The sequence below is a fragment of the Arthrobacter sp. TMP15 genome (assembly GCF_039529835.1).
In the GTDB taxonomy this organism is placed as follows: domain Bacteria; phylum Actinomycetota; class Actinomycetes; order Actinomycetales; family Micrococcaceae; genus Specibacter.
In genome coordinates this window covers 3266658-3293410 of sequence record NZ_CP154262.1, presented here as the reverse complement: position 1 = coordinate 3293410, position 26753 = coordinate 3266658, and the positions used below count along the sequence as shown (strand labels likewise).

Genomic DNA, 26753 nt, shown 5'->3' with positions numbered 1-26753 from the left:
CGATGGATCAGTTTTTAGATAAATCCCACGGAAAGTTTGGGTTTTCGGCGACGGAAACACCGGCGCTGCACATCAAACCGGGAACAGGGGAACTGATCGGTTTTGAAACCAGCGACGAAGTGTACCGCCAGCTCCACGAGCATGGGGACATGGACAAACTCACAGTCGGCATCAATCCCGTAACAGGTCCAGTGTACGTAGAAGGGGCAATGCCTGGAGACGCGCTAGCGGTAACAATCCACGAGATCAATCTAATTGATTGCGGATGGTCAGTAAGCCTTCCTGGATCAGGGGCTCTGCAGGATCGCATGGGGGAGACCGTATTCGCGCGGCGAGTTCCTATTGATGCAGCAGGTGTTCATGTCACCGATCGGCACACTTTCACGCCCCGTCCAATGATCGGTTGTATCGGTACGGCACCCGCGGAAGGAGACAATTCTACGATCATGCCTACTTATGAACAGGGCGGAAACATGGACCTGACCGAATGCCGACCAGGCGCCACGGTCTACCTACCCGTTGCAGTGGAAGGCGCCTACCTCTCCATCGGTGACATTCACGCCATCATGGCAGAAGGCGAGTCTTCCTTCGTAGCCATTGAAGCGGAAGGCACAGCCGTGGTTTCGGTGGATCTTGTAAAATCCATGCCATTGCGTGCGCCACGAGTAGAACTAGAAGAAGAGTGGATCTTCGTTGGACTTGGCGCGCCCGTCCAGGAAAGCATCAAACGAGGGTATGAAGACATGTTCCAATTCTTGACCCACGAGCATAGTTGGGACGCAGGAGATGCCTACGCAGTAATGAGCGCAGTTGCCCACTCCCGACTTGGTGGCCCAACCGGTTCGTCGGACCCCGACCCACTACATCCAATGACACCCATCGGTGCCGTCACCACACACCACCTACCAAAAAGCGTTCTCAAGAATTAACTCACTGAGGGACAACCACGCCTAAACCCTAAAATCGCCCACAGCTTAGATGACAGACCGAGACGTGTTGCTGCTTATACATACATACGCAGGTCCGTGTTAACGAATACGGCCCTCTGTAACTTTGACCGGTTGGATAGGCGGTTTGTAGTGCAGGGGAACACCTTTGTGAAGTGTTTCCCCACCATTTTTGGTGTTGGAACCCGGGCACGAACCAGCCAAAGTGCGTTCGTGCTCGGGTCCAAAATTTTGTATTTATATCGCGGGCCAGTAGCAGGAGAGCCCTCATACTGGGTTTGACAGTTTTGCGCTGCTGCCGATCTGATTCGTAAGAAATTAACCAATTGTCTTGGATCTTTGACCTACCCCAAAATTGCAGTCAGCATGGACCTCAAAACTCAGAAGATAGACGGCACCTGACCTATTTTCAAATGCTTTAAACTACCCCGCTCACGAAGTTGGTGTCTTGGCGGCTAATAATTTGTGTTCGAACTACAACCGCCGAAAGGACGGAGTAAATCGAGCCTGAAGTCGGGCCATAGCCGGTGTTAACCGGGTTCCATGGTGAGGTAGCGGTAGACGGTCGCCCGGCTGGCGCCGATGATCTTGCCTATGTCGGCCGGTTTGAGGCCTTGGTCTTTTAGTTTGTGTGCTTGTTTAACAGCAGCATGGTCGGCGGTGACTTGCTTCCGCCCTGCCTTGCGGCCGTCGGAGGCAGCGACGGCCATGCCAGCTTTGGTGCGTTCGGAGAGCTGATCACGTTCGAGCTGGGCAAAGGCGGAAATGATGGTGATCATGGCCTGCGCCATTGCGCCGCCGAGCTCACTGTCAGGGTCGGTGGCGATGCCGTCGCGCAGGGAACGAAATTTGATACCGCGTGCTTTGAAGTCATCGAGCAGCTCGAGTAGGTGGCGAGTGTTCCTTCCCAGGCGGTCCAGCTTCCAGACCACGACTTCATCGCCTTTGCTGAGGCGGTCCAACATCTTGTCCAGCTCCGGGCGGCTGGCCTTGGTCCCACTGACGCCATGGTCACGATAGATTCGTTCACAGCCAGCGGCTTCCAGTTCCCGGATCTGCAGTTCAGTGTCCTGGTCGTTGGTGCTGACCTGGGCATATCCAAGACACGTCACTAGTCTCCTCCAATTCGTCCCATTAAAGGTCACTTTCCTTCGATGTTGAGAATAGCATGGTGAGACACATTGTTGAGAATCTAAACGGCGGACACTTTTGGCGTGTTTCCTGGAAATTTACTTTGGTCTACCGACGCGCGGGAGTGGTTAATGAGTGTCTGATCAAAGGTTCATTTGGTTGGATGAAGGGGCAGTGGTGTGCTTAATAATTAACGTTCTTCTCGAGCTCTACGATGTTGGCACATACGGTCCGTAAGCGGCCAGCTTCCCTGCTCACCACCCGGTTGTACCAGGGCCTCCTTTGAATGGTCCAACGATCTGCGGTGTGATCCAACCGCCGTAGAAGTCGCCCTCTTGGAAGTTGACTTGGACGCCGTCGACTTCGCAAGAGTCCATGTGACTGGGGTAAAGCGCCACCCGGGTACTCAGGGCTTCGAAGCCCTGGCTGGGATCCGGGTAAGTCCATCCGGCACGGGCAGCAATGACGCCCCCGGCGGTGACGTCGAAGTAATGCGCCACCCCTTTGAATTCGCAGAAGCTGGTGCCGTTGACCGGGATGAGGACACCGGCAGGAAATGCGTCCAGAGGCAAGTAATAGACAGGCGGGTGGCTGGTCTCTAGGACGCGTGCTGCCTTGGTGGTATCGGCAATAATTTGTCCACCAAGTCTGACAACAACCCGTTCCGATCGCTGCTCCAGTTTTGGGGGCCGGGGGTAGTCCCACACCGATTCTTGGCCGGGCAAGGGTTTGATGGGCTGGGGGCGACGGGGGAACCCTGAGTTACTGTGAGCAGGAGTCATTTGCTTACCCTGTCATAGATCCACAGTTCCGGTACAGCAACATCTTTGAGTCGTGGCTTGCCGGCTTGTTTAACATCTGGCTCTAGAGTCTCCGACCCGCAGGTGGCAGATTTAGTGCCGCGCTAAGCGCGGAGAAGGACTCTTCGAATGTGACAAAAACTGGAACGTACTTTGGGTGATTGCGATTCCCGGGTCCAGATGCTGCTCAGTGAGCCTGGCCGCCAGTCAAGGTAGCGGAAATAGACCACCAATTGGTCGTGTTAACAGTGCACTACTTTAACTCGTAGGGGGATTTTAGCGCCGCTGGTGTTTCGTCTCGTGGTGACTTGGCCAGATAGCGGGTAGTTTCTGGGGCGGGTTTGGTGATTGTGACGGCCGTGAGGCTGATGCGAGTTCCGCTACCCGTTCTAGTGAGCAGAAACCCTTCAGATTCCAGCGATCGGTAGGCCTTTGCGACTGTGCCCGGGGCCACTCCGAGGTCTTTAGCGAGTTGGCGTACTGACGGCTGGCGTTCATCCGCCGCGAGCAGGCCGCTGGCGACCAGTCCATGGATATGGTCATGAATCTGATCCCTGGGTGGCGCGGACCCGGACAGCTTGATCATCATGGCAGGACCGCGATCGGCGCGCGCTGACGGGTTGGAAAGGCGGACAACACGAGAATGACCCATAGTGTTACACCCAGTGCAGCGCACAGTATCGATGTGCCGCTGAACGTGGGTGCAAGGGCGGAGAGTGTGGTCCAAGATGTCATGGGACCCGCGGAAGTTGTGAACACTGCTCGCAGTGAAGAGGTCGCTACGAGCGAGTTGAAGATAAGCCCCAGGTGCAACAGCAGTGCACCCGTCCCTGCCATGACGAGGTTCCAGCTCCTCGCTATGCACCCGCGGATGTCCTGTCCCCGATCCGGTGCCAGAGCTGGCTTGGCGATGAACAGCAAAGCGAGGATAGCAACCGCGATCAGCAAGCCAGTGAGGATCATGGACGGAACAGAGTAGAACCATCCGCCCTTCATCGTCTTGTGTCATCTGACTGAGACATTAATGTGTCAGTGAAGTGCTCAGCTTAGGCACTGGATCCCAGCTTCGGCGCCTATTCTTAGCTGTCTTTAGGCTTCTTCCATGCGGCGTTCGGGGCGAGCTGGGAGACAGCGGAAATCTTGACCGTGTTGGCCGCGAGTACTCCCTGGACTGGTTTGTCCTCTTGGCTAAGAACCATCGAGCGCGTGCGGCGGACGATCTCAGAGGCCGTGGTGGAGGGCTTCCAGACAATGTCCGCCAAGACAGATAATCCGCCCGCCTTGACATGATGGGCTCCGAGGCTTTTCCTTACTTGCAGCGCAATCGCGGGTAATGAATTCAGGGTCCATCACCAGTGATGGATAAGTTATGAACTGCCTCAGCAGCAACCAAGTTCTAAACGATGTCCTGATAGTGGCCGGTATTGCCATCCTGGGTGCCAACCGACTCGCAGCCACCACCGTCGTTTGAAAGCACGGCATGAGCCTCCGAGGTGAGGCCGCCAATACCGAGAGAGGCTACTTTTTGGTGTCGTCGTTGGGGTGCTCTTCGCGAAGCTTAGCCTCACGAGCATCAAGATCAGCTTTGAGTTTGCGGAGCCTTTCGGCTTCACTTTTCTGAGCCCGGTTGACTTCCAAATTACGCAGAAATTCCGGGTTGTCATCCGGGGCAACCGAGCGTCCTGAACTGCCTTGGAAGGACGGTCCACGCTGGCTTCCAGTAGAACCATTAGACCTCTGGGCGGAGCCAGGAGCCGCCGCAGCATACTGTGGCCGCCCGAAGAGGAACCACAACGCAACACCAATAACGTTCAGCAGCACAATGACAACGATCCAGGCAGACTTCGGAATGCTTCGCACGTCGCTGGGTTCACTGCGAAGGCAGTCAATGAGTCCGTAGACAAACAGGACAACAGCTAAAGCCGTGGGAATAATATAGCGCATACCTCAGTCTAGCGTTGAGTGCCCAATTGAGCCTCTTGGACAGTTGCCGGGCAGACACTCAGTTTCAGCGGCTAAACTTGATTCGTGGCTTTCTTCAAATACTCCCTTATTCGCGGCGTGCTCTTCCTGGCGTTCTTCCTTATCGCCTACTTATGGATAGATTTATCTCCGCTCACTGCTGCCTTGATTGCGGCGCTCGCTGCATTTTTGGTCAGCTTCTTATTCCTCCGCAAGCAACGTGATGGTGCCACAGCGGTGGTTGCTGACAGATTTGCCCCGCAGGCCACCACCACTCAGTCGGCCGGCGCGCTGGCGGACGCAGATGCAGAGGACGCGCTGATCGATGAGAACCCGGATATCTGGATTGACGCCGACCGCAAGCCTGGCGAAGCCAATGCTGATGCTGCCAAGCCCGATGCTGCCAATGTTGACGTAAATAATGCTGATGCCACGAAAGGCGAGCTAGCCTAACGTCCGCCGCTACAGCTCTGTCAGCACCATAGCCGCAGCGAAGAGGACGCTGAACCCAAGGTTGATCAGACCCGTCTGCTGCAGAACCGGGATCAGCGACTTACGCTTCTTGCCCTTGAGCATGAGCCAGCAGGGCATCAGCATGAACGGAACAAGCAGCAGCACCAGCAGAATCCACGGTTTTACAGGTGCTACGAATATCATCAAGGCAAGCGAGAGCGCCATCATGACCACATAGCTCCGGCGCGCGTTCTTATCCCCCAACCGCACGGCGAGAGTTAGCTTGCCCACCTCGGTATCGGTGGGAATATCCCGGACATTGTTAGCCATCAAAAGTGCGACGGCGATCAGTCCCGTTGAGAAGGAACCTAACACTGCCGCCGTACTCACGGACCCGGCCTGGGTGAAAGTGGTACCTAAAGTTGCTACGGGTCCAAAGAATACAAACACAAAGACATCACCTAGCCCCATGTAGCCGTAGGGACTTTTGCCGCCTGTGTAACCCCATGCCGCAAATACGGCGCCAACGCCTACTAGCAGCAGCCACCACGCTTGGGATGCAAGCACCAGAAACAACCCGGCCAACATGGCCAGCCCAAACATGGTGAAGGCAGCCATTTTCACGTGCGACGGTTTAGCCGCGCCACTGCCAACCAAGCGCAGTGGGCCCACCCTAACCTCGTCCGTGCCGCGGATGCCATCAGAGTAATCGTTGGCGTAGTTCACACCAATCTGTAGCAGCAGAGCCACCAAAGCGGCCAGAACTGCCCGGTCCCAGTGCAAAGCACCCAGATCGTAGGCCGCGGCAGTACCGATTATCACGGGAGCCGCGGCCATGGGAAGGGTCCTCAAACGTGCCCCGGAAATCCATTGACCCAGAGTGGCCACAGTGTTGCTCCTTATTATGCAAACGAAAAAATAAACACGAACCCGCTAGGGGAGTTCACAACTGTAATTGTGCCCTCTCATACGGGCTAACTGCTTTGCGCAGCACCGGTGAGGGCCGCCAAAATTGCCGTCCTGTCAGGTTTGCCATTGGCTAGCAGCGGCAGTTCGGAGACGAAAAGCACAGTTTTAGGCACCAGATGGGCTTCCATGATCTCCGCGGCGCCAGCCAACAACTCTTCTTCTGTGCAGGAAGCAACCACCATTGCAGCCACTTGTTGTCCCCATTCTTGAGATGGAACGGGTGCCACAAAAGCCTCCCGCACACCCTGGACCCGGTGGAGGCCGTCCGTGACAGCCCCGGCGGAAACCTTCAAGCCGCCGGTGATGATGACATCGTCAACCCTGCCCAGCACGCGAAGCCGTCCCGCACTATCCAGCTCGCCCAAATCGCCGGTGGCATACCAACGCACCAGTTCGCCGTCGTGCTCTTCAGTGAAGAATGAGGCGGCCGTCAGCTGGGGATCGCCGAGGTAGCCGCTCGCGACAACCTCGCCGCCCAGCACCACTTTGCCGTCGCGGATGGCGAGCTGCACGCCGTCGAGCGGGACGCCGTCGTACACGCAACCGCCGCAACTTTCGCTCATGCCGTAGGTGGTGATGACGTTGAGTCCGGCACCGCGAGCGGCCTCCAGCAGCACGGGGTTGATGGGGCCACCACCCAGCAGGATGGCGTTGAAGCGGCGCAACACGGTGAGTGTTTCGGCACTTGGGTTGGTCAACAGGCGGGTGAGCTGGGTGGGGACTAGCGAGGTGAAACGGGTTTTGTCGGTAAGCTCCAGCGCGGCCTGCGTGAATGCCTCGGAGGTGAAGCCGCCGCTTAGATCCATGGCCCAGGGCCGGGTCCCGGCGAAGAGGCTGCGCACCAAAATTTGCAGCCCGGCCACGTAGTTTGTGGGCAGGGCCAGCAGCCATTGGCCTTCCCCGCGCAACGCCATGGCCGTGCCCACACTCGATGCCGCCAGCGCCTCAACGCTGAGCATTGTGCGCTTGGGTGTGCCTGTGCTGCCTGAGGTAAGGACGACGGCGGCAATGTCGGTTTCGCTGCCGGCCGGGAGTCCCAGCTCGGTTTGCGGAATCAGGGCGAAGCTGCCATCGGGGGCGATTTGCACTGCGGGACCTTCGCCGTGCAATGCGTCGGAGAGGGCTTTGAGCAAGGGTTCAATGGTCATGGGTGCCTGTGCTTAGAAGTAGTACGGGAAGGAGGACCAGTCGGGGTCGCGTTTTTCCAGGAACGCTTCCTTACCTTCTACAGCCTCGTCGGTCATATAGGCCAAACGAGTGGCTTCGCCAGCGAAAACCTGCTGGCCGGCGAGGCCGTCATCGGCTAAGTTGAACGCAAATTTCAGCATCCGCAGGGCCTGTGGGGATTGGCGAGCAATGTCCGCTGCGTATTCCAGTGCCACGTTTTCCAGATCCTTATGGGCAACCGCCTCGTTGACCGCCCCCATGCTGACCATCTCATCTGCTGAGTATTCGCGTGCCAGGAAGAAGATCTCGCGGGCCTTCTTTTGGCCAATCTGGCGGGCCAGCAATGCCGAGCCGTAACCGGCGTCGAACGAGCCCACTGTGGCGTCTGTCTGCTTGAACTTGCCGTGCTCGCGGGACGCGATGGTCAAGTCAGAGACAACGTGCAGGGAGTGTCCCCCGCCTGCTGCCCAACCATTGACAACCGCAATGACCACCTTGGGCATGGTGCGCATGAGGCGCTGAACCTCCAGGATATGCAGACGTCCGGCGCGGGCCGGGTCAATGGTTTCCTTCGTTTCCCCTTCGGCATACTTGTAGCCGTCGCGGCCGCGGATGCGCTGGTCCCCACCGGAACAGAAGGAATGGCCGCCGTCTTTGGGGGAGGGGCCGTTGCCGGTGAGCAACACACTGGCCACATCCGGGGTCATCCGGGCATGGTCCATGGCTTTGTACAGCTCATCCACTGTCCCGGGGCGGAATGCATTGCGCACCTCGGGACGGTTGAAGGCGATGCGCACAGTGGGCAGATCGCGCACGATCCTGCCGTCGCCGTCGCGTTCAACCTGCCTGTGGTAGGTCATGTCGGTGAAGTCGAAGCCCTCCACCACACGCCACCGGGTGGGGTCGAAGATCTCTGATACCTGTTCGGGAAGATTCGTAGCGCTCACCCTTGTGATTCTAGCTGGCCGGGCGCTAGGTGGGCGGCGGGCAATAAGACTCAGGTGCAGGAAATGTTACGGTGATGGGTTTTCGTGTTGCGGGCCGTCCTGATTTAGAGCCTCTTGCGGTGAGTGAGCCGCTTCTACGCATTCCTCTGAGACCGTCAACACCGCAATCCAGGGATAGAGGTGAATTTGTTTTGAGTGATTTTCTGCTTAAAGCGGCGGTCCTTTCAAGCTGTCTACCCATAAGCAGAAGACGGCTATTCATTTGGTTAGGCTCATGAAGATATCTAGTCCTTTTGGATAGGTAGAGCTTCAATGCAACTGCGTTTAGGCCGCAGTCGCTTCAACTGAAAGTAGATCCCATGAATCACCCCGCTTCTCTCACAACTCCCCGTCCCGGACGGCTAGTTCTCCTTGGTCTAAGCACCGTGGCGGCTGCGCTGACTGTGAGTGGGTTCTTCGCCATGGTACCCATGGCCCATGCGGATGGTTCTTTTGCCTGCCCCGATACGCCTCCTGGTATCAACAACGGAAGCGTCTTTCCCGGTTATGACAACAACACCAACGTTTTTGTGGGTGGCAACTTTTCTGTGGCAGAGACAGCTGCGGAAGCTGAAGGCAAAATGGTAGTCATGGGCAATGCTTCCTTTGAAAAAGCAGATATGAGTCGGTACAACGTTGGCGTAGTAGGAGTTGGCGCCTTGGTTCCGCCCACACCCAACTCCGACATGTTGCTGGTCGGTGGAGATCTAGGCAGCAACGGAACCACAATTGACGTTGGCTCGCTCATTGGTGGGGCTGTGCGCATCGGCGGCGAAAATAAGGTTCCAACGGGAAAGCTGGATGTCAATGGCGCCACCGTCACGGCATCGGATTCAACAGCGGTATCTGATTACACCGAGTTCCCGGCACTGCTGACCCAGCGATCTAACGCTTTCTCCGCCAGCGCGGACACAGGTGCGGCCGCCTTCGAATCGTGGGGTGCCATCACATTCACAGGCGATAACGCTTCGACGGTGCAGACGTTCACAGTCCAAGGGAACACCCTTGGCTCTGAGAGCAAAGCTGCTTCTCTGCAGTTTCTGGATATTCCCGACGGTGCTCAGATTGTTATTAACGTTATTGGCGGGCCGTCCGCCGGTCTGTTTCTCAATGCGGTGCTGGACGGTGCGGGTTCGCCCATCTCGACAACCGGGAGTTCGGTCTTCGCTGACTTAGCCTCACGGATCGTATGGAATTTCGAAGCAGCCAAGGATGTCAGAATCGGCGGCTCTGCCCAGGTTCCCGGGCTGATCCTAGTGCCCACCTCTGGTGGGACAACAGATATTTCCGCACCCGGCACCAATGGACGAATCCTGGTGGCCGGAGACCTGTTGCATCGAGGCTCGGGCTCAGAGCTACACCGATATGCACTGGCAGGCGACAAGACGTTTGGCTGTAAAGTCCCCGAGGGCTCCGCCCCTGTGACGTCAGCGGCGCCCACTACTGCGGCGTCCAGTACAACGTCGGCCGCGGCCACTAAGCCTGCTCCTGGTGCCACGACGACACCTGCTGTAACGACATCTGCTGCGACTGCAGCAACCACCACAGTCGCGGCGTTAGGAATCACTCAGTCAGCACCCGCAAAGCTCGAAGCTGAAGTTACAACGAGCGTAAGCGTCCAAGCAGACACCACGGAAGTTTTAGCGAATACGGGTGTTAGAGCGAGCAGTATTTTGATCTTCGGAGGTGCTGCGTTGTTGTTTCTGGTGCTGGGCGTACTTACTGTGACCACTGTCAGTCGCAGACACTAAATCCGGGCCGGGCGGCACTGCTTTTGCGCACGGTTTGCTGACAACCGCGCGCAGCAAGGTCTGTTGCGTACGGTTTGCGGACAACCGTGCGCAGAAACGGCGGTGGTGGGGGCATCCGCTAGTGTTTTCCACATGAGCGCACTTGTACCTGTAACCCTGCACGGAAAATATGTCACGCTTGAGCCGCTGGATGCGGCGCATCATGACGGGTTGGTTGCTGCCGCCTCGGATGGTGAATTGTGGAACCTCTGGTACACCACCGTGCCCCGCCCCGAAGCGATGGCCACGGAAATTCGGCAACGACTGGCAGCACAAGATGCAGGTACCGAGCTGTCATTCACAACCAGGCTTAATGATCCGCTCACTGGCGCGCCCGGGAAGATTATTGGACTGACAAGTTACTACGCCATTGACCTGAACGTCCCTCGGCTGGCCATTGGCTCAACCTGGAACGCCGCCAGTGTGCAGGGAACGGGAACAAATCCTGACAGCAAAAGGCTGCTGCTGGCTTACGCGTTTGAAACACTTGGCTGTGAAGTAGTGGAGTTCCATACGCATTGGATGAATGTGCAATCAAGCGAGGCCATTGCCCGGTTAGGGGCCAAACAAGACGGAATCCTGCGGGCGCACCGCCGCCTAGCCAACGGCACTCTGCGCGATACCGTGGTGTTTTCCATCCTTGCCACCGAATGGCCGCAGGTGCGCAGTGGTTTGGATTTCCGTCTGGAGAAGAACCGTTGAGCGCGCCCCACTGGGAAGGAGCCGTCAACGCGCGGCTGCTTGCAGGAGATATTTACCGCATGGGTCGCAGCGAATGGCTCACCGAGCACGGCTGGGAGCAACTATATAACGACGGCGTCCGCACAGTCATCGACCTAAGGAACCCAGCGGAGCGCAAACGCAGGCCAACCGACCCGGAGGTGAGCGCGCAAACGTTGGCAAGATTCGACGTCGTACACTCACCAACGGAAGACACGGAAGATCCGCGGTACCAAGAATTTTTCCTTCCCTACATGAACCATCCCCGGCTGTACACAGAGATAATGACAATGTTTCCGCGGCACGTGGCGGGTGTGTTTAAAGAGTTGGCGGCTGCACAGGGCAAGGTGGTGATTCACTGTTCGGCCGGGCGGGACAGAACCGGGTTGATCGCCACGTTGCTGTTATCGCTGCTGGACCAGGCTGAGCGGGTGCCGCGGGAAGATGAACTTGCCACGCGCGGGATCAATGCTTGGCATTTGGTGGCGCCCGTGAAGCACCCTTACGAGCGGCACTTGGCCGCAAATGAACTGGCACAAGTAGTCTCTGACCGCGCGGAAGCTGTGACGGAATTTGCCGCTGGAATAGACGTGTGGGCGTTCCTGCGCTCAAATGGGGTTAGTGCCGCGGAGATCGAAGCCGTCATTGGCCGAAGCTGATCCGAGTGGCAGTGAGTACTTTTCCTTGCTAGCTTTAGGCTTGTCAAAGGCGGGCTCTCCCCGATTTATGGGGTAGTCAACAACCAGGCGCAAACAATTGACCAGCGTATTTCAAGCTGGGGGTCGTTGTCCGTGGTCGGAAATGACCGGGGCGATTCACCCCTCAGTTTCCTCTGGAGCCTCAGAAAGGCACCCATGTACAACACCACCCTTGCAGCAGAAAACCTCGAAGTCGCAGTGAATATCGCCGCAGAAAATGTACGCAATTCTGGCGGACCTTTTGGGGCCTTGATCGTTACCGCGGACGGCACCCGGTTTGAAGGCCTCAACAGGGTCACAGCGGATAACGACCCCACTGCACACGCCGAAGTTACGGCCATTCGCAACGCCTGCCGCGCCCTAGGCACCTTCGATCTATCCGGAGCAGTCCTCTACACAAGCTGCGAGCCGTGCCCCATGTGCCTGGCCTCCGCGCTTTGGGCAAGAGTCTCACGGGTTGTCTTTGCCGCCGACAGGCACGATGCAGCGGATGCCGGGTTTGATGATGCAGCGTTTTACGAGTTTTTAGAGAAAGCGCCGGCCGACCGAGCTACGCTGATGCCCGTTGACCGCATCACCAGCCCCGGCTTTAACCACCTGGAGCCGTTCCAGCTCTGGTCATCCTTGGAGACAAGAATCGAGTACTAAAGCGCTCCACTACCCCTGGCTGGCAATTCACAAACGGACTCCCGTTGCTCCCAACTTTCCCGCACGAGTACCGTAAAGATCACCTGCAGGTTCATTTCCAAGAGACTAGAGGATCATTGCGCGGACCCACGAAATTCAAGAACTGGCTCTTCAACACTCCCGGTGTCACCGACACCGCAGGCCTTGACGGGCTTGTCAGACGCGCAGTGCTGCGGGCTGCAGGAGAAAATTGCAAAACTGTTGATGAAATGGTTGACGCGTTAGGGCGCGCCTCAGTGCCCGGCGCCTCCGGGCACGCTAGTTTCGGGCACGGCGCCGCTGACTGGTCCGATTCACAGCTGGAAGACTACTTGGTGTGTGCCAAGGTGGCTGCGGCAGAATCCCTTGGCATGACGGCCTTTGACACTCAACTTTTGGCAGCCGCCAATATGTTGCGGGGCACCGTGGTGGAGATGGACACCGGCGAAGGCAAAACTTTGGTGGGCGCGCTTGTGGCTGGCGCGCATGCCCTGCGCGGGAACCGTGTTCACGTACTGACGGTCAATGATTATCTGGCCAGCCGTGACGCGCACTGGATGGGCCCTTATTTTCTTGCCCTCGGCGTGCGCGCGGCCTCCGTTACCGCGGAGGACTCCACTGATCTGCGTAGGAAAGCGTATGAATCGCAGATTGTGTACGTTTCCGTTAACGAACTCGGCTTTGATGTTCTGCGGGATCGCACGGCCACCACGTTAGCGGAAATAGTGTTGGCCCCTTTCCATGCCTGCATTGTGGATGAGATCGATTCCGTGTTGGTGGATGAAGCTACAGTTCCGTTGGTCTTGGCGGGCCGGGCGCGCGGCGAATTGGAAAGTGTGGACGTCGATGACTTTGTCCGCGCGCTCAGACCAACCCTCGATTACACGGTGGAGGCGGACAAACGCAATGTGTCCCTCACGGACGCTGGCCTGCGTCAAGCTCAGGCGAGGTGGCCCGAGGTTGAACTTTACTCAGCGGACGGCACACCACTGTTTTCCTCCATCAATGTTGCCTTGCACGCACAGGTACTGCTGACACGCGATGTGGACTACATTGTGCGCGAGGGCAGAGCTGAGATCGTTTCCGATTCGCGCGGGCGGGTGGCACATTTGCAACGCTGGCCAGACGGATTACAGGCCGCCGTGGAAACCAAGGAGGGGCTGCACAAAACCGAGCAGGGTGAAGTGCTGGATCAGTTGCTGGTGCGGGATCTGATCAAGAGTTTCACCACCATCGCCGGTATGAGCGGTACGGCCGTGGCCGTTGCGGAGTACCTGCGAACACATTACACCGTGAACACCGGCCGAATCCCTGCGCACAAACCGTGCATCCGTGACGATCGCCCGGAACAGATCTTTCTTACGGGGACCCAGCGCGATGCCGCGGTGATTGACGCAGCCGCAGCGGCCCACGCCACCGGTCAGCCAGTGCTGATTGGCACCCACGATGTGGCAACTTCTGAACGTTTCGCTGAAAGTCTCAGAGCCCTAGGTCTCACTTGCCAAGTGCTCAACGCCCGCAATGACACGGCAGAGGCGCAAATCATTGCTCAAGCCGGGCGCAGGGATGCTTTGACGGTGTCCACGCAGATGGCCGGCCGCGGTACCGATATTATCCTCGGTGGCGCCGCCGCTAGTGCAACTGCGCATGACGAGGTGGCCGCATTGGGTGGGCTCCTGGTTCTGATTGTGGGCCGTTTTTACTCATCGCGCCTTGATGCGCAGCTGCGTGGCAGAGCTGGGCGGCAAGGAGACCCCGGTGTCAGCGTCATTTTTTCCAGCATGGAAGACCCCGCCGCAAATGGGCAGGAAGCCCACGGCCGGGAGCTAAGTGGTTCGGTGGCACAGCATGCGGACGACGACGGTTTGGTCACCCAAGTGGGTGTCTCAAAACTTCTTGACCGGGCCCAGCGGCTCTCGGAGCAGGAACGTTTCACCACGCAAGAGAACTCTTGGAAATACAACGAACTCATCGCCTATCAACGCCGGGTGGTCCTTGCCGAACGGGATAAGGTTCTCAACGATGATGTGGCTGCTGTTGAGCCGTTTGAACTGGTTGATGGTGCTGGCGGGGGTCAGTTTGCCAAACTTCGCGACGCGTTGGGGGACGCCAAACTCGTTGATATAAGCCGTCAGGTGCTCTTATTTCACCTTGACGCCCAGTGGAGCGATCACCTGGCTCTGTTATCGGAGCAGCGCGCTGCTATCCATCTGCGCGCCCTTGGCCGGCAAAACCCGCTGGATGAGTTCAGGCGTGAGACCATCTTTGCTTTTGATGGCTTCTTTGACCGCGCCCAACACGATGCTCGGGAGACTATGGCAGCCTTGGAAATTACCAACGATGGGGTTGATCTTGCCGCTGCCGGTATCCGCAGCGGCTCCACCACATGGACGTACGTTGTGGACGAGAACCCGTTTGGGAAGCAATCGGATCAGATTGTGAAGTGGCTTTTGAAAAAGCTGGGCAAATAGTTTCCCACACCATTTGATTTCCCGCATGACGCTGAGCGTTGGCCTAATTTTTTACTAGATTTTCCATTTGTTAATGCGGTAGGAGTTGGCAAGTAATTCAAGTTTTCCCGGGTTCGCGTCCCAGTAGCTTTTGTGGCCACTGATACCCATACGCTGCGGAGTGCCCCACGGTGTGACGGAGAAAAGATTAACGCCTTGGATCTCATCCCCCGCGGCAGTCTTGCAGCTGAAGTCTATGACCACGGCAAGACCACGCCGAAACTCGCGGGTTTCGGGTTTGCTTGACTGAAAATCTGAGACGCATTTATGCCCTACGAGAAGCTGCGGCAGGTCCGCGGCAGCAGTGCCAGCAAGTTTGTCCTGTGTAGCTTGGATAGCAGCCTTGACCTTGACTGGATCAGTGCCGTATTTGCCCTCGTCAGTTTCGGAGAAGAAGGCAAAGGCCATAGAGATTCCGTCCGCATCCTTTTCCTCGGTGCCTTGGGCCACCTGTTGCATTTCCTTGCCTGAGGACGGGTCTGTTGAGATGCCGAAGGTACCGTCATAAGTCCACGATTTCAGGCGTTGGAACGAGGACTCACCGGTGACGAATTTAGCGAATTCAGGATCACCATCCGCTGGTACCTGACTGGGCCCGGCCAATTTGTCCCAGCCCGGGGGCAACGCCGTTGCGCCATCGGGCATCCCGTCAGCAGCTGCTTTTTCTGTGCTGTTATCAGCCGTGGCGGACGGTTCCGACGCGGCATTCGTGGCGTCTGCACTGGGTGTGTGCTGCCCGGAGCTTGCTGAGGGAACGAGCTGCTCATCAGCTGCTTCCTTGGTCAGGGCAGGAATAATCCAAACAAATAGGGCAATCAGCGCCAGTCCCACTGCAACTGCCACCGAACCCAGCACGATTGCCAGGGTCTTGTGGTTATTCGGTTGCGGTGAAGGAGTGTAGCCGCCCTGGAGTGGAGCGTTGAGAGGAGGCGGGGGAGCCCCGTTGTTATTGCTCATGACAATCCTTTCCAGGTGGTTCTCCCGCCACGGAACGCGGGCACATATGCGAGAAATTAAAGGTTAGCTGAAACGTTTTTATTGCCCACTAGGTCATATGCCGTGTCGGATTTTTCGGTCCTAGCGGCTAATATTTCTCGCGGCAGCACTTATGAAGTACCCAAGGCGTGGCCTAGAGTGCCAGCATGCCCCAGAGAAGCCAAGTCGAGAACATGGCGGAGCCGGCTATAACTAAGGCGAAGCCGCTGAGCCAGATGAATGAGGGGACTCCTGTTGAACTGTAGAGAATATAGGCATCAGAGCTGGCCAACTGGGCGCGTCGGCGGGTATGGACGCTGGCAACCTTGAAGAAGTCACGCACCGAACCAACGCCCAAGGCAATGCCCAGCGCCAAGACCACGTAGCTGACCGTCTGCGCATCGGCGAACATGACGAGGCTTTGAGCAATAACAGCACTGATCAGAGCCACGATAATGCCGGTGAAATTACGCAAGAAGATCAACGCCACCAAAAGAACAAGGGCGCCGATTGATGCCGCGGCACCCGCCCAGCCCGCTGAAACACTCCAAACAAGTGCGGCGCCCACTACCGCAGGGGCCGGGTAGCCCCAAAAACCCGACCACGTAGCGCTAAATCCCCGGCGGCCACTACTAACCAGCTGCCCTGAATGGTCCAGCCCAATTTTGAGCCCATGAATAAAACGCCCCGTCATTAAGGCGGCAAAGGCGTGGCCGAGTTCATGCACGAACGTCACGTAGAGGCCAAACCAGCGCCAGGTCACACGAGGGATGCTCAGTGCAACAGCGGCCGCCACAATTCCAAGCAAAAGAAGCGTTGAAACATCCGGTGCGTCCACGCGGATAAAACCATTGAGCACCGCGCTCCACCAGTTAGCGGCAGCATCTGAGAATCCTCCAACAGCATTAGTCATAACGTGCACACTAAACGATGAAGCTCCAAGGCCGCTCATTTGCCAAACTACTTCGACTCCTGCGCATGGCCAGGTGCGCGTGCTGCGGCACGGCTACTTCTGCGGCACTTGAGCACATCACGGTGCGCGGGAGCCGAACTGGCGGGAGCCGAACTGGCAAGGGCCGGCGGGGCGGTGCAAGGTCCAAGAGCTAGGCTGGAACGCGTGAGCGAGCCAACAAATACCCTTCGTCGTTTTGAACTGACCCTGCGTAAACCGCCGCTGGGCTGGTTCCCTAAGCCCACTGTTGTGGTTGATGGCGTGGCCCAACCAACCCAGTGGGGCACCAGAAACTGGAAAATATCCGGAGCAAAGAGTGCCACCGTGCGCATCTACTTGTATAACCGGATGTGGAAATTTGGTGAAGTGAACTTCACTGTTGAGCCGAACACCCCGGCCCCCTTGGTGTACCGCGCTCCATGGCTTCCGTTCCTGAAAGGAAAGATAAATAAAGCCAGTTAGGTCTTAGCTGACGCTTTTAGCTGGCGGTGGCGCGGACACTATAGCGCCCCAGCGTTGCCAGCCGTAGATTGCCAAGCAAGCTTGGGCGAAGAATAAAAAAATCAGCACCGAGCCTTGTGCTGCGAGGACTGTGCCGGCCAGCGAGACGAACGCGGAAGAGGCCACCAAGAACCACGCCCAGCGAGAACGCCGGGCCAGGCCCAGCATCCCCGCCGGCAGCAACCCGTACAAGAAACCTGAGACCACCATGGTGATAACAGGAAGATTGGAAGGGGAGAAAGAAAGGTAGATCGAAACCACGGCGATCAAGGAGGTTGCCGTATAAACCACCGCCATCAGCAACGGAGCAACAAGGTTGGTGGGCTTATATTGGCGGAGGGTAATAGCACGGGTTAGCTCAGAATCACGGGGGAACTTTTGGAATGCAACCAGCCCGTAGATGCCCACCCCAATGGTCAATGCCAGTGGCACTGCAATGCTGCTGACGAATAAGAGCAGTGCTAACGGGGAACGGATGCTGGATCCGGGGATATTGGCAAGCTCAGCAAGCCCGGGCATCAAGAAAGCAACGGCTACAAGCCACCAGCCCAGTTGATTGCGGCGCCCCAAAAGGATGATGGCGGCACACATCAATAAAGCACTGACGATTCTAAAGGCAACAAACAGGGTGCTCATGCCGGTGTCGAGGCGGCCAAATAAGAGATCGCTCATTCCATCCATGCCTCCCACTGTAGGCGGAAGTGTGGCTGGTGCACCTTTCGGCGGGCAGCATAAGCCAGCACGGTGCAATAGCACGCAGTAATAACCAGAGTGATTCCGGCCGCTTTCAGCTCCGCGCATCACCCCGGCATGCTTGGATAAGAGAAGACGCGCGAAAGGCGGAAATTGACTATGGCCCGTGGAATTTATGTCAGTGCTACTACTCCTGGTTCAGGAAAAACGTTAGTGTCCCTAGGGCTGGCTGATGCTTTGCACAGGCGCGCCGACAGGATCGGGTTTTTCCGTCCCATCACCTCGGCCGCTGATCCCGAGCAGGACCCCACAGTTCTCATGCTGCAACGCATGTACCAGCTCACCCCGCAGGTATGCCGGGCAGGGATGAGCACCACGGAAGCTCGCGCGCTGCTGGCGGCCGGACGCCGGCAAGAAATCGATACCCGCGCGGTGGAGATCTTCAGTGAAATCGCCAAAAATTGCGATGTCATTATTGTGGAAGGCACCGATTTGACCGGCCAAGACGCCGCCGTCGAGTTTGACCTGAACGCCCGCCTTGCCAACAACCTGGGCCTGCCCGTGCTGGCTGTTGTTGGTGCACGGGGGTTGGCTGCCGAGGAGATCGCCGACGCGGTTGACGTTGCCCGCAAGGAATTGGCCGCAGAGAATTGTTCCTTGTTAGCCATGATGGTCAACCGCGCCGACCCTGACGGACTTGAGGCAATCAAGGCGGCCGTGCGGCCAGGCCAGAGTAGCCGTCCTGTGTATGTGATCCCGGAGATTGCCGAAATTTCCCGTCCCACAGTGGGTGAGGTGGCTACCGCCCTTGGCCTGCGTCAGATGGCTGGCAGTTCCGAGCTGGAGCGTGATGTCCATGCGATCAAGGTTGCTGCCATGACGGTGGGCAACTTTTTGCACCAGTTTCAAGCCAACGATCTAGTGATTGTCCCGGGTGACCGCGCGGATGTCATGGTGGCAACGTTGGCGTCCGCGTTCTCCCCCGAGTTTCCTGTCCCTAGCGGCATGGTGCTCACAGGAGGTCTTGCCCCGGACCCGCACGTATTACCTTTTCTGGCGCATGCCCCGTTCCCCGTTTTTGCCTCCGACGACGACACTTTCAGTACCGCGCGCGCTGTGAGCGAAGTGCGTAGCGAGCTGACAACGGGGCAGCGGCGCAAAGTGGCCGCCGCGATGGGTGCCTGGGCACGCACTGTTGATGAGGGTGAACTGCTTGACAGGCTAACGTTGCCGCGACCCGCCACCATGACACCGCTGCGGTTCCTGCACGAACTGATCGAGCGGGCCCGCAGCGAACGCAAACACATTGTGCTGCCGGAGGGTACTGATGCCAGGGTGCTGGCTGCGGCCGAAATTCTGCACCGCCGCGACGTGTGTGATTTGACCGTATTGGGCTCGGTTCAGGCTGTGCAGGAGCAGGCTGCTGCCCAGGGCATCGAGCTCAGCGGGGTCAATATTGTTGATCCGGCCACATCCCCTTTGCGGGAATCTTTCGCTATTGAGTACCAGCGGCTGCGAGCCCACAAAGGTGTTGATCTGGCTCGGGCTCGTGAAGTCATGACGGACGGCTCATATTTTGGCACCATGATGGTGCAACTGGGGCATGTTGATGGGATGGTCTCAGGAGCGGGGCACACCACGGCAAACACCATTCGCCCGGCTCTTGAGTTTGTAAAAACACGGCCGGGGGTTCGTCTTGTTTCCTCAGTTTTCTTGATGCTGTTGGCGGATAGGGTGCTTGTTTATGGGGATTGCGCCGTGAACCCGGACCCCAACGAAGAACAGCTTGCCGATATTGCCATTGCTTCGGCGCAAACAGCCGCCCAGTTTGGTGTGGAACCACGCATCGCCATGCTCTCCTATTCCACCGGCGGATCAGGTTCAGGCCAAGCCGTGGATGAGGTTCGCAAAGCCACCGAGTTGGCCCGTGCGGCCAGGCCGGACCTGGCCATTGAGGGCCCCATCCAATACGACGCGGCAGTGGATATGTCCATCGCAGCCTCAAAAATGCCTGCCTCCACGGTGGCCGGACAGGCAACCGTATTCATCTTCCCTGACCTGAACACCGGGAATAACACCTACAAAGCGGTGCAGCAATCCTCCGGCGCCGTAGCTGTGGGGCCTGTCCTTCAGGGACTGAACAAGCCAATCAATGATCTTTCCCGCGGCTGCACAGTGGAGGACATTGTCAATACTGTGGCCATCACCGCCATCCAGGCCCAAGGCGCCTCAGCCTCCCAGCCCAGCAAAGTTAAGGATTTCTAATGCGTGTGCTTGTCATTAACTCTGGTTCCTCTTCGCTGAAGTATCAGGTGCGGGATACCGACACCAATGAAGTTCCCGCCAAGGGCTTGATAGAGCGCATTGGCGAGGGCGCCGGGGGGCCGGCCAACCATGGCGAGGCCATGGACCAGGTCGCGGCCCAGCTGGCAGGGGAGCTTGCTCAGAGGCCGATTGACGCCGTCGGGCATCGAGTGGTCCACGGTGGCGAGCGTTTCAGCGAGCCCGTGTTGATCAACAATGAAATCACGCGCTCCATTGAGCGGCTAAACCCTTTGGCGCCGCTGCACAATCCGGCGAATGTGTTGGGGATCCGCGCCATCACCGCCAAATGGCCGCAGATGCCGCAGGTGGCAGTTTTCGACACGGCTTTTCACCGCACGCTGCCCGAGCACGCATGGCGTTATGCGGTGCCGGATGAGCTGTACAGGCAGTACGGGATCAGGCGTTACGGCTTCCACGGGACCTCGCACCAGTTCGTGACGGGGCGTGCCGCCAAGCTTTTGGGCGTGCCACTGGATGAATTCAACGCCGTGGTGGCGCATCTGGGGAATGGGGTTTCGCTGACAGCCATTCAGGGCGGCGCCAGCATTGACACCTCTATGGGCTTTACCCCGTTGGAGGGTCTGGTGATGGGTACCCGCAGCGGCGATATTGACCCCTCGATCTTGATCTTTTTGCAGCGCCAGGGGATGTCTGCGGACAGTATTGATACGCTACTGAACCGGGAATCCGGGCTCAAGGCCCTCTTCGGCGACAATGACATGCGCGCCATAGTTGAGGCCGCCGACGCCGGGGATGCGTCAGCACAAAAGACGCTCGCCATCACCTCCTACCGGTTGGCGAAGTACATTGGCGGCTATCACGTGGCTGTGGGCGGCGCTCATGCGTTGGTGTTTACGGCCGGAATTGGTGAGAACTCGGCCGGTTTCCGTGCCCGGGTCACGGATCGTCTAGGTGCTTTGGGTGTGATGCTCGACGGCGAAGCCAACCTTGCGCGTTCGGGCTCACCCCGGGTGATCAGCGCCCCCGGATCGCTGATCCCCGTCCTGGTGGTTCCTACGGACGAGGAGGCGGCGATCGCGGAGGCGACTGCCGCCGTCGTTCGTTCAGCAACTGACTAAATCCAGGATCGGGGCGGCTCTAGAGCAGCGTGCTTGCCCCGAGGGCGTCGGCCAAAAACGCGTAGTCCCAGGCGCGGGTTTTCCAGCCTTCGTACCGCCCGGATGCGCCGCCGTGACCGCCATCCATCTCAATTTTAAGCACAATGGGCTCGGTGCCGGTGGAAACCGAACGCAGTTCCTGCACCCACTTGGCCGGTTCCACATAGAGCACCCGGGTGTCGTTGAAGCTGGTCACGGCGGCGATTTTTGGATACGCCACGGCCCTCACGTTTTCGTAGGGCGTGTACTCCTTCATGTACTTGTAGACCTGCGCGTCAGTGATCGGATTGCCCCACTCCTCCCATTCCAGGGCGGAGAGCGGCAACTCCGGATCCAAGATGGTGGTGAGGGCATCCACAAAGGGAACCTGCGCCACAATGGCCGCGTACTTTTCTGGGGCGAGGTTCGCTACGGCACCCATCAACAGTCCACCCGCCGAACCGCCCATGGCGGCGATCCGGGCCGGATCAACCCACCCCGATTGCGCCAACCAATCCGTTGCCGCCACGAAGTCACCAAAGGTGTTCTTCTTGTTCAGTTTCTTGCCGTCCTCATACCAGCGCCGGCCCATCTCGCCGCCGCCACGCACGTGGGCCACCACAAACACCACGCCACGGTCCAGGAGCGAAAGCTGCGGCACACTGAATCCGGGGTCCATGCTGACTTCGTAGGAGCCGTAGCCGTAAATCACGCCGGCGTTGGATCCGTCGCGCACCAGATCTGCCCGGTGCAACACCGACAGCGGCACCAGCGTGCCATCGGCCGCCTTCGCCCATTCACGAGTGGCCACATAGTCTTGCGCCCGGTAACCGCCCAAAACCGGGGTTTCCTTGCGCAACAACAGCTCCCCGTCAGCCTGGTCTACGGGCAGCACGTAATCATAAACGCGCGGCGGGGTGAAATCCGAGGTGTAGACAAGCCGGATCACAGGGGAGTTAAACTCGGTTCCGCCCATGGCAGCTGTGTACAGCTCTTCATCAAAGACAGGCTCGACGGCGGGACTCTGGTTTGCGGTGCCCAAAGATTCCAGCGCGGTCACCTGAATCCGTTCAATGGTGTCCTTGCGTAAGGAAACAATCATGTGTGTTGCGGTCACGGTGGAGCCGTTAATGCGCACGGAATCGCTGTGCGGCACCACAGTTGCCCAGTTTTGTTCTGCCACAGGCTGGGTGAACTCCGCGGCGTCAACTAGTGAAATCATCGAGTTCACGGCGTCGCGGTTATGAGTTAGCAAGATCTTTTCGACTCCGGACAAAAGGAAAGGCTCGGCGTCGTACAGAATCCCGGAGCTGCGCGGGATCAGCACCTGGAGGCCCTTTTGTGGGGCGGCAAATTCCAACAGACGGGTCTCGCTGAACTCGGAACAGCCAATGCTAACCATAAGGTGGCGACGGTCGGCGGAGAGCTCAAAGCCCGTCCACATGGCCACATCATCTTCTTGGTACAGCACCTCATCACTCTCAACCGGGGTTCCCAGAACGTGAGTTTTAACCTGGTAGGGGCGCCATGAATCATCGGCCACCATGTAGTACAACGTGGTGGCGTCGGGGGAGAACGTCAGGCCGTAAAACACGTTCTCGATGGTGTCCGGCAGCAACTCGCCGGTACGCAGATCCTTGATCTTGACGGTGAAAAGTTCATCCCCTGCGTTATCCACGGCATAGGCATACAGGTTCCCGTCGCGGGTAACGGCCGCGCCACCCAGGGAGAAGAACTGCTGGCCCTGCGCTTCACGATTGCCATCGAGGATGATGACTTCACCGGGAACGTCTACGCCGTCTTCCACCAACGGAGGAGTCCAATCCGCCAACGTCCCATCACTACTGGCCGCCACGCGGCACTGAATCCCATATGCCTGACCTTCCACCATGCGGGCGTAGTACCACCAGTCATCCTTGCGGCTGGGCACAGACAGATCGGTTTCCTGCGTACGGTTCTTGATCTCGTTAAAAATATCCTGGCGAAGCTGTTCCTGACCCGCGGTGACAATGTCCGTATAGGCCTGCTCGGCGTTGAGATGGGCCACCACCTCAGGGCTTTCCTTCTCCCGCAGCCACTCATAGTTGTCAACGAACCTCTCACCGTGATGGATTCGTTCAACCGGGACCTGCTTGGCAACTGGCGCAAGGGCAGGCGACCCCGCCGCCCCTGGCGCCGGTGAGGCGTGGGAGGTTGGGGCGGACAATTGCGCGGCAGAGTCGGGATTCGTCATGGAATCCACTGTATAGAGGGAGCCCCGCTTCAAGCACGGGTCTATGCCAACAGCGGAGAACCCCTACCGGGCACAGCCATGGTTGACCGTATGAGCATCACATGGAATATTTATAGAACGAACGGTCGGTAAATTGTTTTCTCCGACAAACCAGGCCGGCATAGACGCGGCGAACGCGAACGCGAAGGATGCATTCATGGCCATACCGCAGGCATTTTTGGTGGGTGGGGTCCGCACGCCCGTGGGCAGATATGGTGGAGTGCTCGCCAGCGTCAGGGCTGATGACCTTGGTGCTGTTGTCATCTCCGAGTTGGTTGCGCGCACAGGTATTGATCCGGCAGCAGTGGATGAGGTCATCATGGGCAACGCCAACGGTGCCGGTGAGGAGAACCGCAATGTTGCCCGCATGGCCTGGTTGTTGGCCGGGTTCCCAGACACCGTCCCTGCCATCACGGTTAACCGGCTATGTGCCTCCGGCATGAGCGCCATTACACAGGCCTCCCACATGATCATGGCGGGAGCGGCTGATGTGGTGGTGGCTGGCGGAGTGGAATCCATGTCGCGTGCGCCGTGGGTTATGGCCAAGCCGGAGAAGGCTTTTGCCAAGCCCGGAGCCATGTTCGACACCTCGATTGGTTGGCGCTTCACTAATCCTGCCTTCTTCTCCGGCGAGCTCTCCCGAGATGGCAAAATGACGTTCTCCATGACCGAAACCGCCGAAGAAGTGGCGCGGCGCTTCAACACTTCCCGCCTGGACTGCGACGCCTTTGCCCTGCGATCACACGAACGGGCGCTGGCCGCCATCGCAGCCGGAAGATTCAAAGAAGAAATTGTTCCTGTCACAGTGCGGGGGCGCAAATCCCACACAGTGGTGGATACCGATGAGGGCCCCCGCCCCGGCACCACCTTGGAGATCCTAGCCGGTTTGCGTCCGGTAGTTGCCGGAGGCAGCGTTGTCACGGCCGGAAATTCCTCTACGCTCAACGACGGCTCCTGCGCCATCCTGGTGGCCTCCGAACGTGCCATCAAAAAGTACGGGCTAACTCCGCGCGCCCGCATCTTAGACGGCGCCGCCGCCGGGTTGGCCCCGGAAATCATGGGCATGGGCCCTGTAGTCGCCAGCCGAAAGGTCCTTGACCGGCAAGGAATCAGCGTGAACCAGCTGGCCGCCGTGGAACTTAACGAAGCGTTCGCCTCCCAGTCACTAGCCAGCATGCGCCAGCTGGGTCTGGATCCTGGCACAGTGAATAATGACGGCGGCGCCATCGCACTGGGCCATCCGCTGGGTTCCTCCGGATCACGAATTGTGTTGACACTGCTGGGCAGACTGGAGCGCGAGGGTGCCGCAGGGTCCCTCGGCTTAGCCACTATGTGCGTTGGCGTGGGTCAGGGTGCCGCCCTGTTGGTGGAGAGAATCTGATGCAGGAACCCCAGACGCACGTTCGCCGAACGCACCTAGTGCCGCCAAGCTGTGCCACGCTGTTGGTCACCGAAGACAAGGACCGCGTGGCGGTGCAGTTGAACCGGCCAGAGGTCCGCAATGCCATCAACGCGCAAATGGTTGCGGAATTGCATGGAATTTGCGCGTATTTGGAGTCCACCCCCAAGGTTCTGTTGCTCTCCGGTATCCCCAGTGATGGCGCCACCGGGAAGAAAGGAATCTTTGCTTCAGGTGCCGACATTGCCGAACTGCGCGAACGCCGGGCCCCTGATGCGTTGGCCGGCATTAACTCCGCGCTCTTTGTGCGAATCGCCGCGCTACCCATGCCCGTCATTGCAGCCCTTGACGGATATGCGCTGGGCGGAGGTGCCGAACTGGCCTACGCCGCAGATTTTCGGATCGGCACCAAGGCGCTACGCATGGGACAGCCGGAAACCTCCCTGGGCATCATGGCAGCAGCCGGGGCCACCTGGCGGCTGAAGGAGCTCGTGGGTGAACCGGTAGCCAAAATGATGCTGCTGGCAGGAAAAATCATCACGGGCGAAGAGGCGCTGCGGGTAGGACTAATCTCCGAACTAGTGGAACCAGCCAGGCTGTTAGAGGCAGCGCACGCGCTCGCAGATAAGATTTGCGCGCAGGACCCCCTAGCGATCCAGAGCACCAAACGGGTATTTCACGTGCCCCGAGAGGCCCACCCGGAGGCGGATAACGTGGCGCAGGCAGAACTGTTTGAATCCCCTGCCAAATTCGCGCTCATGCAGTCTTTCCTCAACCGGAAGAAGGACCCAAAATGACAGCCGCACAGAATATGGGCCAGGAGGGGGCAGAGGTGAAGCCAACGTTGCCGCAGGTTGTGGGAGTTCTCGGTGGTGGACGCATGGGGGCCGGGATTGCCCATGCATTCCTCATGGCTGGCTGCCGCGTTGTCATTGTGGAACGCGATCATGAATCAGTGGCCAGCGCCGCCGTGCGTGTGGAGCGCTCGGTGGGTAAATCACTTCAGGTAGTTCTAAAAAAGTCAGCAGATAAAGAGCGTGCCAGCGACTGTGAGGCAGACGCCGCACGCATCATGAAGCGGTTGCGGCTTACTACTGACTACACCCATCTTGGACCCTGCGGGCTTGTTGTGGAGGCTGTACCAGAAGTGTGGGCCATGAAGACGGCTGCGCTGGTCAATGCTGAAAAACAGCTGGCCCCGTCCGCGTTCCTGGCCTCCAACACCTCCTCGCTGTCAGTATCCCGGCTGGCTGGGGAGCTAAAGCGGCCGGAGAACTTCCTGGGCTTGCACTTCTTTAACCCCGTTCCTGCCTCAACGTTGGTTGAAGTGGTTATTGCCAACCAAAGCGCACCAGCCCTGGTAGACACGGCAAAAAGCTGGGTTGCGGCGCTGGGCAAGACCGCCGTTGTGGTGAATGACGCACCAGGCTTTGCATCTTCCAGACTGGGGGTCGTGCTGGCGCTGGAAGCCATGCGCATGGTGGAAGAAAACGTGGCAAGCGCTGCGGATATCGATGCCGCCATGGTGCTGGGTTACAAACACGCCACGGGTCCGCTGCGCACCACCGATCTGGTGGGACTTGATGTGCGCCTTGAGATCGCCGAATATCTCGCCGAAACGTTGGGGGAGCGATTTGCGCCGCCACAAATTTTGCGGGACAAGGTTGCCCGTGGTGAATTGGGCAGAAAATCAGGCACGGGATTTTTTAACTGGGACTGAGGTGCCCACACTGCATGTGC

At 58.3% G+C, this 26753-nt stretch carries 26 protein-coding genes; 13 read left to right on the top strand and 13 right to left on the bottom strand.

Translation table 11 applies throughout. The features are described from left to right. Nucleotides 1-2: 2 nt before the first annotated feature. Nucleotides 3-929, top strand: a complete 927-nt coding sequence (locus tag AAFM46_RS14860) for an acetamidase/formamidase family protein (protein ID WP_283527056.1) — start codon at nucleotides 3-5, stop codon at nucleotides 927-929. A gap of 548 nt (nucleotides 930-1477) precedes the next feature. Here AAFM46_RS14860 and AAFM46_RS14855 read toward each other — a convergent pair. The 6 genes from AAFM46_RS14855 to AAFM46_RS14830 all read right to left on the bottom strand — a co-directional run bounded on the left by AAFM46_RS14855 (nucleotide 1478) and on the right by AAFM46_RS14830 (nucleotide 4822). Then, entirely contained in the window at nucleotides 1478-2059 is a 582-nt protein-coding gene (locus AAFM46_RS14855) for a recombinase family protein (RefSeq protein ID WP_343318601.1), read from the bottom strand. Between the two features lie 273 nt (nucleotides 2060-2332). Further along, on the bottom strand, nucleotides 2333-2860 hold the full coding sequence (locus AAFM46_RS14850; RefSeq protein WP_343318599.1) for a DUF427 domain-containing protein: 528 nt from the start codon (nucleotides 2858-2860) through the stop codon (nucleotides 2333-2335). Nucleotides 2861-3131: 271 nt separating this feature from the next. Next, nucleotides 3132-3530 carry a GntR family transcriptional regulator gene (locus AAFM46_RS14845; protein WP_343318598.1) on the bottom strand — a complete coding sequence of 133 codons (399 nt, stop codon included), beginning with the start codon at nucleotides 3528-3530 and terminating at the stop codon, nucleotides 3132-3134. Then, nucleotides 3464-3841: a hypothetical protein gene (locus AAFM46_RS14840; RefSeq protein ID WP_283529296.1), complete on the bottom strand. Its 378-nt coding sequence runs from the start codon at nucleotides 3839-3841 to the stop codon at nucleotides 3464-3466. Before AAFM46_RS14840 ends, AAFM46_RS14845 begins: the two co-directional genes overlap by 67 nt. A 116-nt stretch (nucleotides 3842-3957) precedes the next feature. After that, a complete protein-coding gene (locus AAFM46_RS14835) occupies nucleotides 3958-4140 on the bottom strand; it encodes a hypothetical protein (RefSeq protein WP_343318597.1) in 183 nt (60 codons plus the stop codon). Nucleotides 4141-4396: 256 nt separating this feature from the next. Beyond that, complete coding sequence (locus tag AAFM46_RS14830) at nucleotides 4397-4822, bottom strand: PLDc N-terminal domain-containing protein (protein ID WP_283529302.1); 426 nt, start codon at nucleotides 4820-4822, stop codon at nucleotides 4397-4399. An 84-nt stretch (nucleotides 4823-4906) separates the two neighbouring features. Here AAFM46_RS14830 and AAFM46_RS14825 point away from each other — a divergent pair, with 84 nt between their 5' ends. Beyond that, entirely contained in the window at nucleotides 4907-5293 is a 387-nt protein-coding gene (locus AAFM46_RS14825) for a DUF4229 domain-containing protein (RefSeq protein WP_283529304.1), read from the top strand. A 9-nt stretch (nucleotides 5294-5302) separates the two neighbouring features. On the opposite strand, the gene AAFM46_RS14820 is transcribed toward AAFM46_RS14825, so the two are convergent. The 3 genes from AAFM46_RS14820 to AAFM46_RS14810 form a co-directional block, all read right to left on the bottom strand. After that, a complete protein-coding gene (locus AAFM46_RS14820) occupies nucleotides 5303-6181 on the bottom strand; it encodes a 1,4-dihydroxy-2-naphthoate polyprenyltransferase (protein ID WP_343318595.1) in 879 nt (292 codons plus the stop codon). 86 nt (nucleotides 6182-6267) lie between these two features. Next, entirely contained in the window at nucleotides 6268-7410 is a 1143-nt protein-coding gene (locus tag AAFM46_RS14815; protein WP_343318593.1) for an AMP-binding protein, read from the bottom strand. A 12-nt stretch (nucleotides 7411-7422) separates the two neighbouring features. Continuing rightward, entirely contained in the window at nucleotides 7423-8376 is a 954-nt protein-coding gene (locus AAFM46_RS14810) for a 1,4-dihydroxy-2-naphthoyl-CoA synthase (RefSeq protein ID WP_343318591.1), read from the bottom strand. A 359-nt stretch (nucleotides 8377-8735) separates the two neighbouring features. Between AAFM46_RS14810 and AAFM46_RS14805 the strand changes: the two genes are divergently transcribed. From AAFM46_RS14805 to secA2, 5 genes are all read left to right on the top strand, one after another. Next, entirely contained in the window at nucleotides 8736-10166 is a 1431-nt protein-coding gene (locus AAFM46_RS14805) for a choice-of-anchor A family protein (RefSeq protein ID WP_343318590.1), read from the top strand. Between the two features lie 132 nt (nucleotides 10167-10298). Next, nucleotides 10299-10907, top strand: a complete 609-nt coding sequence (locus AAFM46_RS14800) for a GNAT family protein (RefSeq protein ID WP_343318589.1) — start codon at nucleotides 10299-10301, stop codon at nucleotides 10905-10907. Beyond that, nucleotides 10904-11584, top strand: a complete 681-nt coding sequence (locus AAFM46_RS14795; protein WP_343318588.1) for a tyrosine-protein phosphatase — start codon at nucleotides 10904-10906, stop codon at nucleotides 11582-11584. Before AAFM46_RS14800 ends, AAFM46_RS14795 begins: the two co-directional genes overlap by 4 nt. 195 nt (nucleotides 11585-11779) lie before the next feature. Further along, on the top strand, nucleotides 11780-12271 hold the full coding sequence (locus AAFM46_RS14790; protein WP_283529318.1) for a nucleoside deaminase: 492 nt from the start codon (nucleotides 11780-11782) through the stop codon (nucleotides 12269-12271). Nucleotides 12272-12387: 116 nt separating this feature from the next. After that, nucleotides 12388-14760, top strand: a complete 2373-nt coding sequence (gene secA2 / locus AAFM46_RS14785; protein WP_343318586.1) for an accessory Sec system translocase SecA2 — start codon at nucleotides 12388-12390, stop codon at nucleotides 14758-14760. A gap of 54 nt (nucleotides 14761-14814) precedes the next feature. Here secA2 and AAFM46_RS14780 read toward each other — a convergent pair whose 3' ends face one another. Both AAFM46_RS14780 and AAFM46_RS14775 read right to left on the bottom strand, forming a co-directional pair. Then, on the bottom strand, nucleotides 14815-15756 hold the full coding sequence (locus AAFM46_RS14780; RefSeq protein WP_343318585.1) for a hypothetical protein: 942 nt from the start codon (nucleotides 15754-15756) through the stop codon (nucleotides 14815-14817). A gap of 172 nt (nucleotides 15757-15928) precedes the next feature. After that, complete coding sequence (locus tag AAFM46_RS14775; protein ID WP_343318584.1) at nucleotides 15929-16687, bottom strand: M50 family metallopeptidase; 759 nt, start codon at nucleotides 16685-16687, stop codon at nucleotides 15929-15931. A 204-nt stretch (nucleotides 16688-16891) separates the two neighbouring features. Here AAFM46_RS14775 and AAFM46_RS14770 point away from each other — a divergent pair, with 204 nt between their 5' ends. Then, nucleotides 16892-17188: a hypothetical protein gene (locus AAFM46_RS14770; RefSeq protein WP_343318583.1), complete on the top strand. Its 297-nt coding sequence runs from the start codon at nucleotides 16892-16894 to the stop codon at nucleotides 17186-17188. Between the two features lie 3 nt (nucleotides 17189-17191). Here AAFM46_RS14770 and AAFM46_RS14765 read toward each other — a convergent pair whose 3' ends face one another. Continuing rightward, nucleotides 17192-17899 (bottom strand): hypothetical protein, encoded by a 708-nt coding sequence (locus tag AAFM46_RS14765; RefSeq protein ID WP_343318581.1) that lies wholly within the window; start codon nucleotides 17897-17899, stop codon nucleotides 17192-17194. Between the two features lie 180 nt (nucleotides 17900-18079). Here AAFM46_RS14765 and pta point away from each other — a divergent pair, with 180 nt between their 5' ends. After that, nucleotides 18080-20185 (top strand): phosphate acetyltransferase, encoded by a 2106-nt coding sequence (gene pta / locus AAFM46_RS14760; protein WP_283529345.1) that lies wholly within the window; start codon nucleotides 18080-18082, stop codon nucleotides 20183-20185. Next, entirely contained in the window at nucleotides 20185-21324 is a 1140-nt protein-coding gene (locus tag AAFM46_RS14755) for an acetate kinase (RefSeq protein WP_343318579.1), read from the top strand. The genes pta and AAFM46_RS14755 overlap by 1 nt, the downstream gene beginning before the upstream one ends. A gap of 19 nt (nucleotides 21325-21343) precedes the next feature. Here AAFM46_RS14755 and AAFM46_RS14750 read toward each other — a convergent pair whose 3' ends face one another. Further along, nucleotides 21344-23575, bottom strand: a complete 2232-nt coding sequence (locus tag AAFM46_RS14750; protein ID WP_343318577.1) for a S9 family peptidase — start codon at nucleotides 23573-23575, stop codon at nucleotides 21344-21346. 202 nt (nucleotides 23576-23777) lie between these two features. On the opposite strand from AAFM46_RS14750, the gene AAFM46_RS14745 reads away from it, so the two are divergent. Genes AAFM46_RS14745 through AAFM46_RS14735 form a run of 3 tightly spaced genes read left to right on the top strand, consistent with a single transcriptional unit; the run spans nucleotide 23778 to nucleotide 26733 of the window. After that, the gene (locus tag AAFM46_RS14745; protein ID WP_343320461.1) at nucleotides 23778-24995 is read left to right on the top strand and encodes an acetyl-CoA C-acyltransferase; all 1218 of its coding nucleotides are present in this window, start codon (nucleotides 23778-23780) and stop codon (nucleotides 24993-24995) included. Next, nucleotides 24995-25810 carry an enoyl-CoA hydratase/isomerase family protein gene (locus AAFM46_RS14740; RefSeq protein WP_343318575.1) on the top strand — a complete coding sequence of 272 codons (816 nt, stop codon included), beginning with the start codon at nucleotides 24995-24997 and terminating at the stop codon, nucleotides 25808-25810. Before AAFM46_RS14745 ends, AAFM46_RS14740 begins: the two co-directional genes overlap by 1 nt. Continuing rightward, nucleotides 25807-26733 carry a 3-hydroxyacyl-CoA dehydrogenase family protein gene (locus tag AAFM46_RS14735; RefSeq protein WP_283529376.1) on the top strand — a complete coding sequence of 309 codons (927 nt, stop codon included), beginning with the start codon at nucleotides 25807-25809 and terminating at the stop codon, nucleotides 26731-26733. The genes AAFM46_RS14740 and AAFM46_RS14735 overlap by 4 nt, the downstream gene beginning before the upstream one ends. Nucleotides 26734-26753 lie beyond the last annotated feature (20 nt).